Annotated in this window: 19 protein-coding genes; 16 read left to right on the top strand and 3 right to left on the bottom strand. The window is 60.1% G+C overall.

Annotated elements, in window-relative coordinates; all coding sequences use genetic code 11:
• Nucleotides 1–162 precede the first annotated feature (162 nt).
• Together ACP90_RS07725 and ACP90_RS07720 are read left to right on the top strand one after the other, a co-directional pair.
• On the top strand, nt 163–552 hold the full coding sequence (locus tag ACP90_RS07725; protein ID WP_208993482.1) for a DUF6665 family protein: 390 nt from the start codon (nt 163–165) through the stop codon (nt 550–552).
• A gap of 224 nt (nt 553–776) precedes the next feature.
• The gene (locus ACP90_RS07720) at nt 777–1,781 is read left to right on the top strand and encodes a DUF1402 family protein (protein ID WP_062491445.1); all 1,005 of its coding nucleotides are present in this window, start codon (nt 777–779) and stop codon (nt 1,779–1,781) included.
• A 116-nt stretch (nt 1,782–1,897) separates the two neighbouring features.
• Here ACP90_RS07720 and ACP90_RS07715 read toward each other — a convergent pair whose 3' ends face one another.
• Nucleotides 1,898–2,587 carry an MBL fold metallo-hydrolase gene (locus tag ACP90_RS07715; protein WP_031268222.1) on the bottom strand — a complete coding sequence of 230 codons (690 nt, stop codon included), beginning with the start codon at nt 2,585–2,587 and terminating at the stop codon, nt 1,898–1,900.
• 169 nt (nt 2,588–2,756) lie between these two features.
• Here ACP90_RS07715 and ACP90_RS07710 point away from each other — a divergent pair, with 169 nt between their 5' ends.
• From ACP90_RS07710 to ACP90_RS07675, 8 genes are all read left to right on the top strand, one after another.
• Nucleotides 2,757–3,854: a DUF1176 domain-containing protein gene (locus tag ACP90_RS07710; RefSeq protein WP_022998016.1), complete on the top strand. Its 1,098-nt coding sequence runs from the start codon at nt 2,757–2,759 to the stop codon at nt 3,852–3,854.
• 214 nt (nt 3,855–4,068) lie between these two features.
• The gene (locus ACP90_RS28705) at nt 4,069–4,905 is read left to right on the top strand and encodes a cold-shock protein (RefSeq protein WP_062487729.1); all 837 of its coding nucleotides are present in this window, start codon (nt 4,069–4,071) and stop codon (nt 4,903–4,905) included.
• 236 nt (nt 4,906–5,141) lie between these two features.
• Nucleotides 5,142–5,669, top strand: coding sequence for a GNAT family N-acetyltransferase (locus ACP90_RS07700; RefSeq protein ID WP_062487727.1), 528 nt, complete (start codon nt 5,142–5,144; stop codon nt 5,667–5,669).
• A complete protein-coding gene (rlmJ, locus tag ACP90_RS07695; RefSeq protein ID WP_062487725.1) occupies nt 5,666–6,514 on the top strand; it encodes a 23S rRNA (adenine(2030)-N(6))-methyltransferase RlmJ in 849 nt (282 codons plus the stop codon). Before ACP90_RS07700 ends, rlmJ begins: the two co-directional genes overlap by 4 nt.
• Before the next feature lie 97 nt (nt 6,515–6,611).
• Entirely contained in the window at nt 6,612–7,058 is a 447-nt protein-coding gene (locus ACP90_RS07690) for a hypothetical protein (protein ID WP_208984223.1), read from the top strand.
• A gap of 29 nt (nt 7,059–7,087) precedes the next feature.
• The gene (locus tag ACP90_RS07685; RefSeq protein WP_062487723.1) at nt 7,088–7,744 is read left to right on the top strand and encodes a ribonuclease T; all 657 of its coding nucleotides are present in this window, start codon (nt 7,088–7,090) and stop codon (nt 7,742–7,744) included.
• Nucleotides 7,745–7,791: 47 nt separating this feature from the next.
• On the top strand, nt 7,792–8,442 hold the full coding sequence (locus tag ACP90_RS07680) for a glutathione S-transferase family protein (RefSeq protein WP_022998022.1): 651 nt from the start codon (nt 7,792–7,794) through the stop codon (nt 8,440–8,442).
• A gap of 177 nt (nt 8,443–8,619) precedes the next feature.
• Nucleotides 8,620–9,051 (top strand): DUF6165 family protein, encoded by a 432-nt coding sequence (locus ACP90_RS07675; RefSeq protein ID WP_208993555.1) that lies wholly within the window; start codon nt 8,620–8,622, stop codon nt 9,049–9,051.
• On the opposite strand, the gene ACP90_RS07670 is transcribed toward ACP90_RS07675, so the two are convergent.
• Entirely contained in the window at nt 8,986–9,819 is an 834-nt protein-coding gene (locus ACP90_RS07670; protein WP_062487719.1) for an FkbM family methyltransferase, read from the bottom strand. The two genes, ACP90_RS07675 and ACP90_RS07670, sit on opposite strands and share 66 nt — an antisense overlap.
• A 173-nt stretch (nt 9,820–9,992) precedes the next feature.
• Here ACP90_RS07670 and ACP90_RS07665 point away from each other — a divergent pair, with 173 nt between their 5' ends.
• From ACP90_RS07665 to ACP90_RS07645, 5 genes are all read left to right on the top strand, one after another.
• Nucleotides 9,993–10,760, top strand: a complete 768-nt coding sequence (locus ACP90_RS07665; protein WP_062487718.1) for an FkbM family methyltransferase — start codon at nt 9,993–9,995, stop codon at nt 10,758–10,760.
• 22 nt (nt 10,761–10,782) lie between these two features.
• On the top strand, nt 10,783–12,162 hold the full coding sequence (locus tag ACP90_RS07660) for a tetratricopeptide repeat protein (RefSeq protein ID WP_082809687.1): 1,380 nt from the start codon (nt 10,783–10,785) through the stop codon (nt 12,160–12,162).
• 160 nt (nt 12,163–12,322) lie between these two features.
• A complete protein-coding gene (locus ACP90_RS07655; RefSeq protein ID WP_145915725.1) occupies nt 12,323–12,883 on the top strand; it encodes a hypothetical protein in 561 nt (186 codons plus the stop codon).
• A 16-nt stretch (nt 12,884–12,899) separates the two neighbouring features.
• Nucleotides 12,900–13,685 (top strand): hypothetical protein, encoded by a 786-nt coding sequence (locus ACP90_RS07650; protein WP_062487712.1) that lies wholly within the window; start codon nt 12,900–12,902, stop codon nt 13,683–13,685.
• Nucleotides 13,686–13,776: 91 nt separating this feature from the next.
• Nucleotides 13,777–14,598: a hypothetical protein gene (locus ACP90_RS07645; protein WP_062487711.1), complete on the top strand. Its 822-nt coding sequence runs from the start codon at nt 13,777–13,779 to the stop codon at nt 14,596–14,598.
• 130 nt (nt 14,599–14,728) lie between these two features.
• Here the strand turns inward: ACP90_RS07645 and ACP90_RS07640 are convergent, their stop codons facing one another.
• Complete coding sequence (locus ACP90_RS07640) at nt 14,729–14,953, bottom strand: tautomerase family protein (RefSeq protein ID WP_022998030.1); 225 nt, start codon at nt 14,951–14,953, stop codon at nt 14,729–14,731.
• Between the two features lie 149 nt (nt 14,954–15,102).
• Between ACP90_RS07640 and ACP90_RS07635 the strand changes: the two genes are divergently transcribed.
• Complete coding sequence (locus ACP90_RS07635; RefSeq protein ID WP_062487709.1) at nt 15,103–16,710, top strand: winged helix-turn-helix domain-containing protein; 1,608 nt, start codon at nt 15,103–15,105, stop codon at nt 16,708–16,710.
• Nucleotides 16,711–16,732: the final 22 nt, after the last annotated feature.

The following is a 16,732-nucleotide window of genomic DNA, read 5'->3' as shown; positions in this document are numbered from 1 at the left end:
ATGCGTAGGTAATCGGGTAGGTAGCACCTAAAAGTTACGGTTGAATTGACTAATTCCCGAGAAACAGATCGACCTTCCGGCCCCTCCCGAGGCCGAGCCTCACCGCGATGCAGTCGACGTCAGCTCTTGCGGAAAAAGGCTTGCCTTGAAAGGAGCCGTCGTGTGACCCTGCGTGAGATTGCCGCAACAGTTTCCGACGTCATGACCGTACGCCCACCTCAACTGACCAGACCTGCCGACAAGGATCCGCTCTCGGCAGCGCTCGAGAACGAGATTCTCAACGAGAAGGCATCCACGCTTTCGCGGCTTACCAAAAAGCTGGAGACGGCCCTGGCCGATCTGAAATCGGCGGAAGACGGTTCCGAAACAGATAGCGAAACCCTGCAAAACCAGCTTGCCGAAGCCGGTGAAGCGCTCTGGCATGTCACCATCCAGCGCGAGTTATGCGGCTTGCGTCAGCACCGGGCCTTCTACGACTTCCTGGACGTTCCAAAGGCTGTCCGCCTGCGCATGGGGCCTGCCGCGGCCTTTCGTTCGGCACCCGGCTCCTGACAATCCACCGGGCTGTGACCGGCATCACTTCTTTGTTGATGTCCCTGCCCTAGAGACAGGAACCGGTTGCATCTTCGCGGCTGCGGTGGTTTTTTCTGGGGGCTTTTTGCAAGATGAGTTATTTACAGTCGCATCCAGCGAGCTATGTGAACCAACTGGAGCTCGCCGGCACGACCGCATTTGGTCGGCGAGAAACACAAGATAAAGCCAGGCGCAGAAAAATTATGGTGTGCAGGAAGACCCGTCATCTCGGCCGAATTTCCAGACTGGTGACTGGATGTCTGGTTTTTGGCCTGCTCCTGACTCCTTTGGCGCTGCCTCTCGCGACAAGTACGACCGTGCAAGCCCAATCCGTGCGGGTGGTGCCGGAAGGCAACCGGTTCAAGAGCCAGCCGAAGATCCCCTTCGCCTCTTCGCGCCGTACCGCCGCCTCCAAATCATCCTATGATGCCAAGTTCGACAAGGTTCTGGCCGTATTGAAGCGTGACCGCCGCCTGATGGGGTCCATCAAGCGCGTCTCCGCCCGCTACGGCATCGACCCGATCCACATCATCGGCGCCATCGTCGGCGAACACACCTACAACTACGACACGCTCGACAGCGCCCAGTCCTACTACGTCAAGGCTCTCGCCTATGCCGGCATCCGCTTCGACTTCGAGCTGAACGGAGTGCACGTCGACAAGTTCGTCGAACGCCCGGAGTTCGAACGCTGCCGCAAGGACCATGTTCAGAAAAGCTCGGACCGCCGTTGGTCCTGTTACGAGAACGTCTGGAACGGCAAGTTTCGCGGCCGTTCGGTTGACGGCGTCCGTTACCCGAAAAAGAACTTCAACGAAGCGTTCTTCCAGCCGCTCTATTCCGGCCAGAGCTTCGGCCTTGGCCAGCTGAGCCCGCTCACGGTCCTCAAGATGACCGACCGGGTTGCCAAGCAAAGCAACTTCCGCAAGCTGACGGCAGCCGATTCAGAGGCGGTCTACAAGGCCACCATGGACCCGAACATCTCGCTGCACTACATGGCCGCGATCATCCAGGACTCCATTGCCGCCTATAAGTCCGTCGGCAAGGTGGATATTTCGAAAAACCCTGGCCTGACCGCGACGCTCTACAATCTCGGCGATCCCTGGGGCCGGGCTGCGAAATACCGCCGCAGCGGCCAAAGCTGGCCGCAGGAAAACTACTACGGCTGGCTGGTCAATGATCGCATCGACGATCTGAGAGCCCTGCTCTGACAGGTAAAGTCATTAGCCGTCGCCCTACCGGCGCAGCAGGACCTCAGGCAGTAGCAGATTTCTAGTCTTCCGGTCCGCCGAGGGCAGCCCTCAGCGGATCAAGGCATCACCGCACCTCAGGTCAGGAACGGATTGGTCTCACGCTCATGGCCAATCGTCGAGGCCTGGCCATGACCAGGAAGAAAGGCGACATCGTCACCAAGCGGCAGCAGCTTTTCGCGGATCGACTTGATCAGGGTCGCATGATCGCCGCCCGGCAGATCCGTGCGACCGATGGAGCCGGCAAACAGAACATCGCCGGAAATCGCGAAACGCAGTTCCTTGTCGAAGAACACCAGGTGGCCGGGTGAATGGCCCGGGCAATGCAGAACATCGAACATCCGCCCGGCGATTTCCACCTGGTCGCCTTCAACCATCCAGCGATCCGGCATCACGGGCTTGACGCCTTCCACGCCGAATTGCACCGCCTGGTCGGCCACCCTGTCGATCAGCATCTGATCGGCTTCGTGTGGCCCCTCTACCGGCACCTTCAGCGCTTCGGCCAGGTCGGCCGCACCGCCAACGTGATCGATATGACCGTGCGTGAGAACGATCTTTTCGACATTCACGCCCTGCTTGTTCACCGCTGCCAGGATCTTGTCGACATCACCGCCCGGATCAACCACCGTTCCGCGCATGGATGAAGGGTCCCAGATGAGCGAACAGTTCTGCTGAAACGGCGTAACGGCAATCACCATCACCTGGATTGGCGGCATGCCGTCTTCCGGATTTTCATCCCCACCGGAGTTCGTCGTGTCCTGCGCCATGGTAGCCTCCTTCAACAGCGGCCTCGCACGGCCCATTGTAACAAATACGGGACAACACCATCCGGTGTCGTGTTTCTGGTCAATCGCGGCTTCACCTGGCCGCGTGCATTTCGTACAAGATGTATGGACCTGTTGGAAGACGCCAAGCACATTCGGATAGCCGGAGCTGATGACGCCACGACTGTTGACATTGCTGATGACTGTTGCCGCAGCGCTTTTGGGCGCTTCGAGCACAATGGCGCAGCCTGGCCGGACGACGCCCAGCTTCGAAAGCTGGACGGTCGATTGCGGCAATACCGGCGTGTGCTTTGCCTCCTCGTTCACCCGCAGCCAGTCGGTCTGGGTCGATGTGCGCATCGTCCGCGACTGGCAGGCGGAGGCCCAGCCTCTTGTCCGTGTAACCACCAACACCGAGCTGCCCAAGGACGGCACCTTGAAGTTCGAGGTCGACGGTGCTCCGATCGAGGCGCTGCCGATCGAACAGCTGCGCGAGATGCAGCCGGCTGTCAATCCGCCAGCCGGTTTCCGTCCGCTCGGTGGAGAAGGCTTCTGGTATCCGACAGGCCCGGCAACAACGACGCTGCTTGACGCCATGCGCAAGGGCAAGGAACTCACCATCAGCGTACCTGCGACCACCGGAACCGACCCGGTCGCGGTGCCCGTCCCCCTCCTCGGCCTCAAATCCAGTCTTTTGTGGCTCGACAATCGCCAGGACCGCACCGGCACCGTTGCAGCCATCGTCTCTCCCGGCACCGATCCTGCCAGGGACGCCCCGCACGCCATTCCGCTGATGAGCGCCGACCAGCTCCCGCCGGAAGTGGCTGCCGTCTGGTCTGCCAACCGCCTGTGCTCTGAAATCGACCCGACCATCTTCGCCAGCCTGAATGCCGTTCGCGTGCCGCTTGCCGACAGCGCCGCGCTCTACATCATCCCCTGCGGGGCTCCGACGGCCTACAACAGCCCTTATGTAGCTGTCCTTTCCGGCAAGGACGGCGCGGCCCGTCAGGTGCATGTCGCCCGCATGTCGGAAAAGGGTCCGGTCGCAACGGATCTCATCTACAACGCAAGATGGATTCCGGCCGATCAACAGCTCGTAAGTTACTTCAAGGGTTCAGGAGTTGGCGAATGCGGCCTGTGGAACCGATGGGTGTGGAACGGCACCGGCCTGGTGCTGCTGGAAGAAGCGGCCAGGAAAACATGTGACGGTACGGAACCTGACTTGTCCAATTGGTCAAGTACCTGGCCTCCGAAAAACGCTTCCAATTAGCGCCTGCACCAAGGATTTTCTTGCGATTTTCCCTGTCCCGCCCTTATGATGATAACGCAGCGGCTGGAGAGGGATGTGGCAAGATTGTTTCAACCCGATCCCAGAATGTTGATCAGACGCACGGAGTGCGCCTGAGTGTGGTGACTCGACTGTGAAGGCGGGTGAGGTTGGTCGTTATGTGCCGAAAGGGCGCAACAATTAAGGTGATTCGGTAATGCACGATGGTGATTCGGACCGGCGGTCGCGTGGTCGGCGCGGCGGCAAGCGCGAGTTTGGCGGTCCGCAAGACTTCGGCAGTGATTTTGGCGGAAGCGAGTTCGGTGGAGACTTCTATGGCGGCGGCCGGGATGGCGGCTACCGCGGCGGACGCGACAATGATTTTGGTGGCGGCTACGGCCGCGACGACAATAAAGAAGGCGGCTATGGCGGCGGCCGGGGCGGTTACGGTGGCGGTGGTGGCCGTGGTGGCTACGGCGGCGGCGGCGACCGCGAAGGCGGCGGCGGTTACGGCGGCGGCGGTGGCCGTGGTGGCTACGGCGGCGGCGGACGTGAAGGCGGCGGTTATGGCGGCGGCGGACGCGAAGGCGGCGGTTATGGCGGCGGTGGTCGCGATGGCGGCGGTTATGGCGGCGGCGGTGGCCGTGGCGGATACGGTGGCGGCGGTGGCCGTGAAGGCGGTTACGGCGGTGGCGGACGCGGCGGATATGGCGGCGGCCCGCGCGAAGGCGGCGAAGGCGACGGCTTCCGTCAGCAGCGCCCGCGGCGTGACATGCCCCCGGTCGAGCGTGGCCCGCGTCAGTCTGGCACCGTAAAGTTCTTCAAGAACGACAAGGGTTTTGGCTTCATCACTCCGGACGAAGGCGATGCGGATGTGTTCGTGCACATTTCCGCGGTCGAGCGGTCCGGTTTTGCCGGCCTGGACAGCGGACAGCGGGTGTCCTTCGAGACCGAACCGGATCGTCGTGGCAAGGGCCCCAAAGCGGTCAACCTGCAGGCGCTTGAAGAAGGCGACGCACCGCAGGAAGACGATGGCGGACCTGCCGAAGAATAAGCTCCCCTAGCCCCTGCCACACAGAGGCTTGAGAGCATGAAGCAAGTGGGCGCAGCCTTGCTGCGCCCACATTCTTTTTACCAACAATGCCGGCACCGCCTCCCCCGACCTGACTTGGAGCCGTGCCGGTTTCCCTTGATCCCCTGCAGTAGCTGCAATCAACGGATCCAGCGGACATCTTTCCACTTCCTGCCGAAGCCCCTATAAGGCGGGTCCGAAATCCACCGTGGTGCCCCATGCTTGCCGTTTCATCCGATACCCTGACCATCCGACCGTTCCTGCCGGGCGACCTCGGCGCGTTGCTGCCGCTGAACAATGCTGCTGTTCCGGCCGTCAACGAACTGACAGCCGAAGAATTGCTCGATTTGGTCAATTCCGCCCTTGTCTGTCTTGTTGCAGTCGTGGACGACACGCCTGCCGGTTTCCTGCTGTGCCTGGGCGACGGCGCCGGCTATGACAGCCGCAATTATCAATGGCTGAGCCAACGCGTTTCAAATTTTGCCTACACCGACCGGATCTGCGTCGACGAAAGCCTTCGGGGCAAGAGGATCGGCGACGCCCTTTACGGCGCGCTGTTTGAACGTTTTGCCGGCAGTGGTCGTGTTTTCGTCTGCGAAGTCAACGAACGCCCCGCCAACCCGGGCTCGATACGGTTCCACAGCCGTCTCGGTTTCTCGGAAATCGGCAAGGCAGACCATGGCGACAAGGCAGTCATCTTCTTCAAGCGCGATGCTGAACCTGCCACCGGGAACCAGTCCGAATGAACTACCGCCATGCCTATCATGCGGGAAACATCGGCGACGTCCTGAAGCACGTCGTACTGGCCCGCCTGATCGCCTATTTCCAGCGCAAGGACAAAGCCTTCCGCATCCTCGACACCCACGCGGGCATCGGTCTTTACGATCTCAATTCGCAGGAGATGCAGAAGACAGGTGAATGGCAACTGGGCATCGGCAAGGTGCTTGAGGCCGATATTCCGCCTCAGATAGCCGAATTGCTTGCTCCCTGGCTGACGGCAGTGCGCGCGCTCAACGACGGCGACGCGCTGAAGGTTTATCCGGGCTCGCCCATGGTCGCACGGCAGTTGATGCGCAAGCAGGACCGCCTGACGCTGACGGAACTGCACCCGGCGGATTTCAAGACGCTCGCGGAGCGGTTCGCGGGAGACCATCAGGTCAAGACCATCCACCTGGACGGCTGGCTTGCCATGGGAAGCTTTCTGCCCCCCAAGGAGAAACGCGGTCTTGTGCTGATCGACCCCGCCTTCGAGGTGACGGACGAATTCTCCCGCATGACCGACGCCGTGGTGAAGGCCTACAGGAAATGGCCAGGCGGCACCTATGCACTCTGGTATCCGATGAAGGATGTCAGAGCGATCCGGCGCATGCATGGCGACTTCGACGAAGCTGGCCTGCGCGACGTACTGAGCCTCGACCTCAACGTCGGCAAGAGCGGCCCGGACACCAGAATGCTCGGTTCGGGCATGACACTGATCAACGCCCCTTTCACGCTTGCGGAGGAAATGCGCCTGGTTCTGCCCTGGTTGTGCGACGTCCTGCACCAGGGACCCGGCACCAGCTGGAACGTAACGCAGCTGATCGGCGAATAAAGCCCCTACAGTGACACTTTTACCGGGATCGAACCTTGACCTTCCGACCCGGCTCCCCCATCGTCTCCTACACAGTTTGATTTCCGGAGTTTATGCCGTGAGTATTGCCCGATCCGTCTGCTTGACCCTGTCAGCCTTGGCCTTTTGCGCAAGCTTGGCTGCACCGGCTGCCGCGAATGACGACCGTGTCTACTTCTCGTTTGGCAGTGACAAGCGCTTGCCGGATTGCACGGCCGCATCCGTTCAAAGTGCCGTCGCAGGCACCGTCGCCCGGGCTCGCAAGGACTATTACGGCGGCCGCACGATCCTGAGCATCGACGGCATCAGTGAAGTCAACAACAGCGGCAATGACGTCAGCCCGATCGAGCGCCGCTACTGCAAGGGCACGGCCAGCCTGTCGGACGGCACCATTCAGTCCGTCCACTACATGGTGGAAGAGCACGCCGGTTTCGTCGGGCTCAGCTGGAATGTGGAGGCCTGCCTCGCTCCTCTGGACAAGTGGCGGGTCTACGGCGACCATTGCAGCACGGCGCGCCCGCACTAAGGCCACGGCTTCCCCAAGAAGGTTGATCCATGGCGCTGCTCGGCCATATCGGAAGACTGTCCGTCTGCCTTCTGGCGGGACTTCTGAGCCTGCCAGCCTCTGCTGATCAGTCCGGAAAATTCGATTTCTATGTCCTCGCCCTGTCCTGGTCGCCGACCTACTGCAAGCAACAGGGCGCGGATGCCAATCCACATCAATGTGATGTCTCCAAGCCCTTTCGCTTCGTCGTGCATGGCCTGTGGCCCCAATACGAGCGTGGCTTCCCGGAAAGCTGCCCCGGCGCGCCGAAGCGCATCGACCGGCAAATCGCCGTTTCGATGGAAGACATCATGCCGAGCCACAATCTCGTCTTCCACGAATGGCGCAAGCACGGCACATGCTCCGGCCTGACGCCGGAAGACTACTTCGACCTCACCCGCGAGGCTTTCGACAAGATCACGATCCCCGGGGCCTTCCGCACACTCGACAAGCGCGGCAAGGCCGCACCCGATACCGTTGAGAAAGCCTTCCGGCTTGCCAATCCGGGCCTCAAGGAGGACGGGCTTGCCGTCACCTGCGACCGGGGCGAACTTGAGGAAGTCCGCATCTGCCTCACGCGGGATCTGGAATTCCGTGCCTGCCGCGAGGTCGACAGATCCGGCTGCCGCGCCGGCAGCCTGTCCGTGCCGCCACCCGGCGCACGCTAACCGTCTTAGACACCCCAACCGCCTTCTTCTTTCAGGAGTTCGGACCCATGATGAAACTTCGCTCGTCTCCCCCTTCGCCTTTCGGCCGCAAGGTGAAGCTCGCCCTGTCCATTCTCGGCCTCAAGGGCAAGGTCGAGATCGAAGACGCCAATACCGCCGACCCCTCTGACAGCCTCCGCAGCCAGAACCCGCTTGGCAAGATCCCGGCGCTGGTCCTGGAAAACGGCGACGTTCTCTACGACAGCTCCGTCATTCTGGAATACCTCGACTTCCTGGCAGGCGGCGGCAAGCTGTTTCCGGAGGGCGAAGCCCGGTTTCCGGTCCTGCGGGACCAGACACTGGCGGACGGCATCATGGATGCGGCCATCCTTCGGGTCTACGAGAAGCGCTTCAAGGAACCGAAGTACCGTGATCCGGCGTGGGACGCCTATCAGGCAGCCAAGATGGACCGTGGCCTGAAGCACTTTGAAGACAACACGCCACCTGTCCCGGCAACCGCTGCAGACGTCAATGCCGGCTCCCTGACGCTCGCCTGCGCCCTCGGCTACCTGGATATCCGTTTTGCCGGCGAATGGCGGCAGACCCATCCGAAACTTGTGGCCTGGCTGGACGCCTTTGAAGCAGCCGTCCCCGCCTTCACCGACACCAAGGTGCCGCCTGCGCCCGTTCCGGACAACGCCCCGGCCCTGCTGCAGTAATCGCCTGCCTGCAGCAACATGCAATCAGCCGGCCCTGGTGACGCAGGGCTGGCTTTTTTGTTCGGCGGGAGGTTCTGTGCCCCCCGCCTCGCAAGCACGCCAATTAACGGACCAGCGACTTGATGGTACAGTTCTGAAACCAGCGGGAAGAACATAAAGGCATGTGTCTTGGTCGACATGATCTACATACCGATTTCACCGGCTGAACTCCTCGACAAGATCACCATCCTTGAAATCAAGGCCGACCGCATATCCGCTCCGGAGAAACTGGAACACGTCCGCTTCGAATTGGCTTCGCTCAGCGAGATTTACGACCGGCACATGCCTGATACGGGCCAGGTCCACACCTGGAAGGCCCGGCTGAAAAGCCTCAATGAAAGTCTGTGGAGTTTCGAAGACGACATCCGCAACTGCGACCGATCGCAGGATTGCAAGGACCGCTTCGTGGATCTGGCACGACGCATATACCAGACGAATGACAAACGCGCGGCACTGAAGCAGGAGATCAATACGGAACTCGGGTCTCGTATTGTCGAGATAAAATCATACGCCGCTGTCAGCAGTCTGCAGAAACTCCCCTTGTCCGTTCAAGACGAACACGAAGTTTGAAAACTGGTAGAAATTCGCCAATGGATCTCTCGGCTCCCGCCGCGTCCAACCGTTCGGCAGCAACTGATAGACGTCGTATTCTGGAAGCATTTCCGCGAAGTCGTTCAGCGTCCTGCTGCGAAACATCTGGTGCCAGTTGAACTCCATCTGGATGAACCGCGGCCTGATTTCGGAAAACACCCTGGCAGCCCCTTCGAACACTTCGGTCTCAAAGCCTTCCGTGTCGATCTTGATAAGATCTACCGCTGTAATTCCGGCTACCCTGCAATAGGTATCAAGCGACGTCACCCGCGCCTTCACCGTTTGCTCGTTTGTGACATAACTCACCTTCTTCACCTCCTGCGAGAAGGAGGCAAGAACAGGGTTCGTTGCATCGAAATGCAGTATCCCCTCGCCGTCGAAGTTACCAACCCCGACGTTTTCGCAAACGATCCTGTCGCCGTACGCCTGCGTGTTTCGCACCAGCTCTCCATGCGTTGAGATCAGCGGTTCAAAGGCAATGACGTCGGCGGACGTGTAGTTCAACAGATCAAGACGGTATCGGCCGACATTCGCACCGATGTCGAAACAGAGCCTCGGTGCAGTGGCGGCCAGGATCTCTTTCACGAAGAAGGTCTCGCCGCTCTCCAGATTGTTGTAGCCCCGCGCCGACAAGGCGGCATTCAGCAGATAGTCATTCAGCTGGGCCAGATCCGGACTGTGCCGGTTGGCGATGTACCACTCCAGGAATGCCTCGGTCAGGCTGGATGCGGATGTCTGGTCTTTCATTCGCGCCGTCACCTTTCGCCCTCTCCAGTGCGTGCTCCTTGCGCCCCCTTACAGCGGGATCATCAAAGACTTTGAATTTGGGCAGCACCCTGAACTAACCTAAGGTAACTTTCGCATGGACTTGAACCATTCAATTCAAAGCAATTTCAAATCAGCCAGGACCTCACTGCCTCATGACCATGCCGGAATTCTACAGCGAGTATTCCCCGCAAGCCCTGACAGACCTTCGGGAAACGCTTGTCGGTCAGCTGAAACATGTTTTCGGACCGAGCCGGGGCGGCTTGCGGCACGAGATCTGGGCCGTGGAAAAGGCCCTGGGCATGCACCAGCAGTATTTCAGCCAATCCGGCCAGGACAAGTTCCTGAACGACGAGATTCTGAAACACCGTACAGGCGGCGTTTTCCTGGAACTTGGCGGATATGACGGGCTCACTGGTTCAAACAGCCTTTTCTTCGAAAAGGAACTTGGCTGGACCGGGCTTTTGATTGAGCCGTCGCCGGCAAACTTCGCAAAGGCGACGTCCGTTCGCGGCTGCAGCTGCCTCAACGCTGCGGTCGGCTCGCCGACACCTTTCGCGGAATTCCTGGAAATCCGAGCCGGCTACACCCAAAGCGGCGGTCTGCTTGCAAACATCGCTCCGGACCTTCTGGAGAGGATCCGGCAGCATCCCGAGCACGACGAGCGCATTGCAAAGATACCGGTCCGCTCGATCAGGGAGATACTGGCAGACGCGGGAATTGAGCATATCGATTATGTGTCTCTCGACGTTGAAGGCGGCGAGATGGCTGTCCTGGAAGAGTTTCCCTTCGAGACCATCCCGGTCGAAGTGTGGACCATCGAGAACATTACCGACAGTCCCGAGATCCCTACCTTCATGGCTGGAAAGGGATACGAGGTGATCGAGTTTATCGGCATAGACGAAGTCTACAGAGCAACGTGAACGGGACAGCGCAGCAGACCAAATGACCAGAGACCCCGGCCCCCTGAAGGCAGATGACTTGTACGAAATGGCGCTGCGAAGCTTCGGCCGGGAGCAATGTGCCACGGCAATTGCCTATGCCGATGCCTGCCTGAAGCTCGCTCCGGGTCATGTGGACGCCTGGCTGTTGCAGGCGGAGGTTCATCTTCTGGAGGAGCGGGATACGGCTGCACTTGCCTGTCTTACCCGGGCTGCTGCCATCACGCCGCCAAGCATCGTCGCCCTGCACCGCCTTGCTGCGCACTATCTGCGCCTCGGACGCCCGGAAAATGCCTTGGCCGTGGCAGAACAGTTGAAAAACCTGCAGCCGGACGATCCTGAGATAGACTATGTCCTGGCTGTCGCCCGCTCCAGATCAGGCAGGCATGGCGAGGCATTCAACATCTTTCAGAGGCTCTTGCACGACGATCCGGACGACGCCGGTTCAGCTATCGAAGCCTCCTGGCTGGCTCTGGGGCAAAGGGACTATCGGCGTGGCTGGCCGCTTTGGGAGCATCGTTTCGGCGCCGGCATCACTCCGGCCGCCGTTCACCACCTGCCCTTCTGGGACGGATCTCCGCCAGCGGAGAGGAAAATCCTGGTTCTGCCCGAGGGTGGGCACGGCGACATCATCTGGGCGGCGCGGTTTCTGCCAGGCTTGAAGGCTGCCGGCGCAAGCGTCCATTTTCTGTGTCCCCCCGCCCTGTCGCACCTCCTGCAGAACCTTCAAGGTGTCGACATCTGGGTCGAGAATGCTGAAGAGCTCCCTGGGTATGGCTGCGAGTTTCAGATCTCGCTTCTGTCACTGCCTTATCTGCTTGGTGTCGATGATCCGTCCCGTTACCCACCTCCGCGCCTGAAGTGCGATCCGGCGTTTGCAGAAAGGCGGGACGCCTTGCTTGCAAGGGCGAGAGCACCGCTTCGTGTCGGTATCCTCTGGTCGGGAAACGTGGACTACGGTGGCAACGCGGACCGGGCAGCGCAGCTCTCGGATTTTCTGCCGCTTGCCGAACTACCCTTCGTTCAACTCTACAGCCTGCAGAAAGGGCCGCCCCATCGCCAGCTTATCGAAGGCGGGTTGGGTGACCTTGTCATCGATTGCGACGATTTCGATTTTGCCGAAACCGCCGCCATGATCCAGTCGCTGGACGTCATCGTGATGACCGATAGTGCGGTGGGACATATTGCCGGGGCGATCGGCACACCGGTCTGGCTGCTGCTCGACACTTTTCCCCACTGGTATCACTGCTTTGAGGGAGACCGTTCGGACTGGTATCCGGACATGCGTTTTTTCCGGCAACAGCATCCGCGAGACTGGAGCAATGTCGTCAGGAACGTAGGCGAAGCTCTGAAAGGAGTTGCGGAAAGCAGAGGCATTTTGTAACTTTGTGTCAGTTTAGCACTTAAATCTTTTATAGTATTTGGTTCTTGAGGGATAAGCTTTGGTTGACCGAAAGAAACCGGGGATCGATCAAGATCTCGTAAAACTGGGCGCAGGCAGAAGACCCTCAGCCGACAGCTCCATGGGCAGTCGGCCCGGACAGATGCATTCCGAAACCCTAACCGCCGGTCCGGCTGGATACGCTCCCTTCTCCAAACGGCCGGCGATGAACACGATCTATGCAGGACATCCGGGCGCGCGGCGACCGGTGATGGACACCATCTATGCAGGTCATCCAGGCTATCGCCGACCGGTGATGGATACCATCTACGCTGGACATCCCGGCCATCGCCGACCTGCGATGGATACCATCTATGCCGGCCATCCCGGTTTCCGGCGGGCAGCTATGGAGACCGTCTATAGCGGTGGCGCAGGCTACCGCCGACCGGGAATGAACACCATCCACCCGGGGCATCCCGGCTCACGGCGCGCAGTAATGAACACCGTCTACGGGGGGCGCGCGGGGTCACGGGTTCCAAACGCAAATACCGTCTTCTCACCGGGCTACGGCGTGTCTCAGATTCAGACGCGGCAAGTCACGGATCCCTTTACCCGCCAGCCCGTGACCGTTTCCTACAATACCGTCACCGGCCTTTATCTCGACAAGAGCCTCAATCGCTGGCTCCCAGCTCCGCCCTGGATCAGTGCACAATTCCGGCGATAACAAGGGTGGTGCTCCCGTGCTGAGTTTCAACGTTACCGTCGATGCAAGCGGCGGAAACACTGAAGGCAGCAGGCCGGCAACGGTCGGCTGGCTGCTGGCGGGCGACGAATCCCAACTGGTCTACAAGCCACCGCAAAGGCTGAAACAGCCCTCAGCCCCGCGCCAGCGAACCCATGCCAAATCCGTGACAGCCTGCCCTGCGGTCCTGGGGCTCGAAAGCCGGCTTTTCGAAGTACTTTGCCCCTGCGACCTTTCCCTTCAGATGGCCGAAACCGACTTCGGTGAACCCGTGGTCGTGAACGCCGACGGGCCAATGTCCTCGGTTCGAGACGATGTCTTCGCTCACCTGATCATCCTTCATCCGCGCGAAGAATGGCGCTCGCCCGACCGCCCCATCCTGCAGATGCGCCTGCCGTATATCTTCGTTGCGGACGAGCCCACCTACATGTCGCAGCTGCCACCGTTTCAGCATGTCGGGAAATCTTCGCTTCCCGGCCTGATGATACCGGGAAGGTTCCCGATCAACGTCTGGCCGAGAACGCTGACATGGGCGTTCGAATGGCACGATATCTCCGCTCCCCTCATCCTGCGCCGCGGAGACCCGCTGTTTTATGTTCTTTTTGAAGTCTACCCCCAGTCCCGCGCCATCCAGCTGGTGGAAGCGGAACACACTCCGGAGCTGCAAGCCTATTTGCAGCAGATCAATGGCGTCGTCGGCTACGTGAACCAGACCTTTTCACTGTTCAAGGAAGCAGAAGAGCTGCGACCGGCGCAACTCGTAACTCCAAAGAAAGCACCATAGGAAACCGGTGAAACTCTGCCGAGGTCCTGACGCCTGACCCGAGACACCCGGCATCCATGCCCCGGCATCACCTTCAGAGAGGCAACAGGAAATGGCGAATGAGGCCGACGGAGCAACACCGCTCATCATCATGATTGCCATGCCGACCCGCGGCCAGGTCGAACTGCCGACGGTTCGCTCTCTCATCGCGTTGACGCAGGAGTTTCAGCACCACGGACTGCCGTTTGCGTTCGAAACCTATGGTGCTGCAAACCTCGTCATCAACCGCAATCACCTTATGAGCAAATTCCTCGCCCACAAGCAGTTCAGCCACATGCTGATGCTCGACTCCGACATGGAGTTCACGCCTGAGGCCGTGTGGCGTCTGGTCGCCTTCGGCGGCGATTTCGTCAGCGCGTCCTACCCGCAGAAATATTACAACTGGGATCTGCTCCGGCAGCTGATTGAAACGGAAACCGCCTTGCCGGAAGCCGAGCGAAGCCCGATGGAACAGCTCGTTTCCCGCAGCATGACCTACAATCACCAGCTTCGCGACTATGACAACACCGACTGGCACCCCGAGCACCGGGATGGTTTCATCTCCATTCCCGCTGGCGGTCAGGGCCTGACGCTGCTGAGCCGGAAGGTGCCGGAAACGATGGTGGAACGCGGTGTCGTCACCAACTACCCCGACATGTCGCTGATCCCCGCCCATGCCGACATGGAGTATTACGACTTCTTCGGCCACCTTCCGACGCCAAGCGGTCGGTTGTTCCTGCATGAGGACCAGAGCTTCAGCCTGCGTTGGGTACGCGGTTGCGGCGGCACCATCTGGCTGGACTACCAGACCGAAATCCGCCATGCGGGGCTTCATACGTTCGACGGCAGGTATTCCGACAAGCTGCAGGACGATTTTCCCTCGCTTGAGGTTTGACGGCAGGTGATGCGTTCAGCATGGAAGCAAGGGTCTCATTGCGCATGAGCGCCTGATGGCATCTTCCGTTCAAAACGCAAAAGGCCGCGCCACAAGGCACGGCCCTTCTTGCAACAGATTTTTTGCAGCGTCAGGCGACTTTCTTGCCCGACATGGCATGAACGTCCGCTGCGCCCAGGCGCTGACCGCCAATGGCCCAGTCACCCTGCTCGACTTCCATGATGCGGACCCAGGTGACCGGGCGCATGGCTTCGCCTTCCACGGCGACCATGGCTTCGGTCACCTTTTCGATCAGCTGGTGCTTCTGTTCGGGGGTGAAAACGTTCTTGATGACATCGATCGTAACCAGCGGCATTTCATATCTCCTAGTTCAAGTAACAGTGTTTCCAAGCAACATCGGACGTTCCCGATGAACAAGAGATACGCCTTACCCAGCGGCAATGCTTGACGGGGACATGAATATAACTGACCTTTTCATGAAGACTTTCGGGGAAAGGGGAACGTGTGCCGCAAGCCGACGCCCTGGTGTTCACCTTTGACGGATTTGAACTGGACGGCGCGCGTTTCGAATTGCGCCGTGATGGCGAACGCGTGGCGATCGAGCCGCAGGTCCTCTCCCTTCTCTTGCTGCTGGTCGAAAACCGCGACCGGATGGTCAGCAAGGACGAATTGATAGAGCATGTCTGGGATGGACGGATCGTCTCTGAAACGGCAGTGGCAGCGCGGATCAAGGCTGCACGCAAGGCTGTGGGGGACAACGGCAGCACACAGAAAGTCATCCGGACGATCCATGGCAAGGGGTTCCGGTTTGTCGCGGAAACCGAAGTTTCCAGTGTCCAGGCAAAGGCACCCCCGGCACGTTCGGGCCTGATCACCGAGGAACAGGCCGCCCCGGCAATTGAGGAAGCGCTGAAGACCGCGCGCGACGGGCGGCCCTCCATCGCCGTCCTGCCCTTCCAGTATTTTGGCGAACCGGGCCAGCACGAAATCGTGGCCGATGCGCTGCCTGCCGACATCATTGCGGATCTGTCGCGCCTGCACTGGCTGTTCGTTATCGCACGTGGATCGAGCTTCCGCTTTCGCGGACCCGATGTGGACCCGTTGTCCGCCGGTCGCCAACTCGGCGTTCGCTATGGGCTCACCGGCACGGTCGAACTTGCGGGTGAAAGCGTCACGATCGGCGTTTCGCTGATCGACATAACCAGCAGCGGCACGATCTGGGCGGAACACTATCGTGGCAGCCTGTCCGAATTGCAGCAGCTCAGACCGGAAATCGAAAGCCATGTCGTTGCCAGTCTGGCGGTTCAGATCCCGCAAAACGAAGTGCGCATCGCACGCAGACGCGCTCCGGGAGAACTGGATGCATGGGCCTGTTTTCACCTGGGGCTGGATCACATGTACCGGTTCAACCGGCAGGACAACGCCCGTGCGTCAGAACTGTTCACACGATCCCTGAAACGCGATCCCTATTTCTCCGGCGCCATGGGCGGGCTGTCCTTCACGCATTTTCAATCAGCCTTCATGCGCTTTGCGGAAGATCCCGAAGCCGAGGTCGAAAAGGCTCGCGCGCTGGCGCAGCAGGCGGTGGAGACCGACAGGCTCGATCCTTTTGCACACTTCAATGCCGGGCGGTGTTCCTGGCTCGATGGCCAGCTGGAAGATTCAATCGCCTGGTTTGACCGGGCAACCAGCCTCAGCCCCAGTTTCGCGCAGGGCGTCTATACACGCGGGCTGGTGAGCGTGATGGCAGGTCAGGCAGCGCAGGCCGATGCAGATCTTGCTCTGGCGCTGGACCTCAGCCCGCTCGACCCGCTTGCCTATGGCATGGTGTCGGCACGTGCGCTGGTGCAATTGCAACTGGGCGACAGGCACAGGGCGGCAGAGCTTGCCGTGAAAGCAGCCCAGATGCCTGGTGCGCACAAGCATATCTCGCTGATCGCGGCGTTGACATCACACCTGGTCGGCAAGAACGCAGAAGCCCGGCAATGGCTGGCCCGGGCGAGACAGGCAGATCCGGAAATCAGTTCGGAAGTCTTCTTCGCGTCCTTCCCGTTTGCCGAAAACGGCGCTCGCGAAACGATAGAGAAAGGCCTGCGTGAACTCGGGGTGTGAAAAGGCTTCGCGACCCCATGAC

The sequence above is a fragment of the Labrenzia sp. CP4 genome (assembly GCF_001579905.1).
In the GTDB taxonomy this organism is placed as follows: Bacteria; Pseudomonadota; Alphaproteobacteria; order Rhizobiales; family Stappiaceae; genus Roseibium; species Roseibium algicola.
This window is presented reverse-complemented; position numbering and strand designations above follow the sequence as displayed.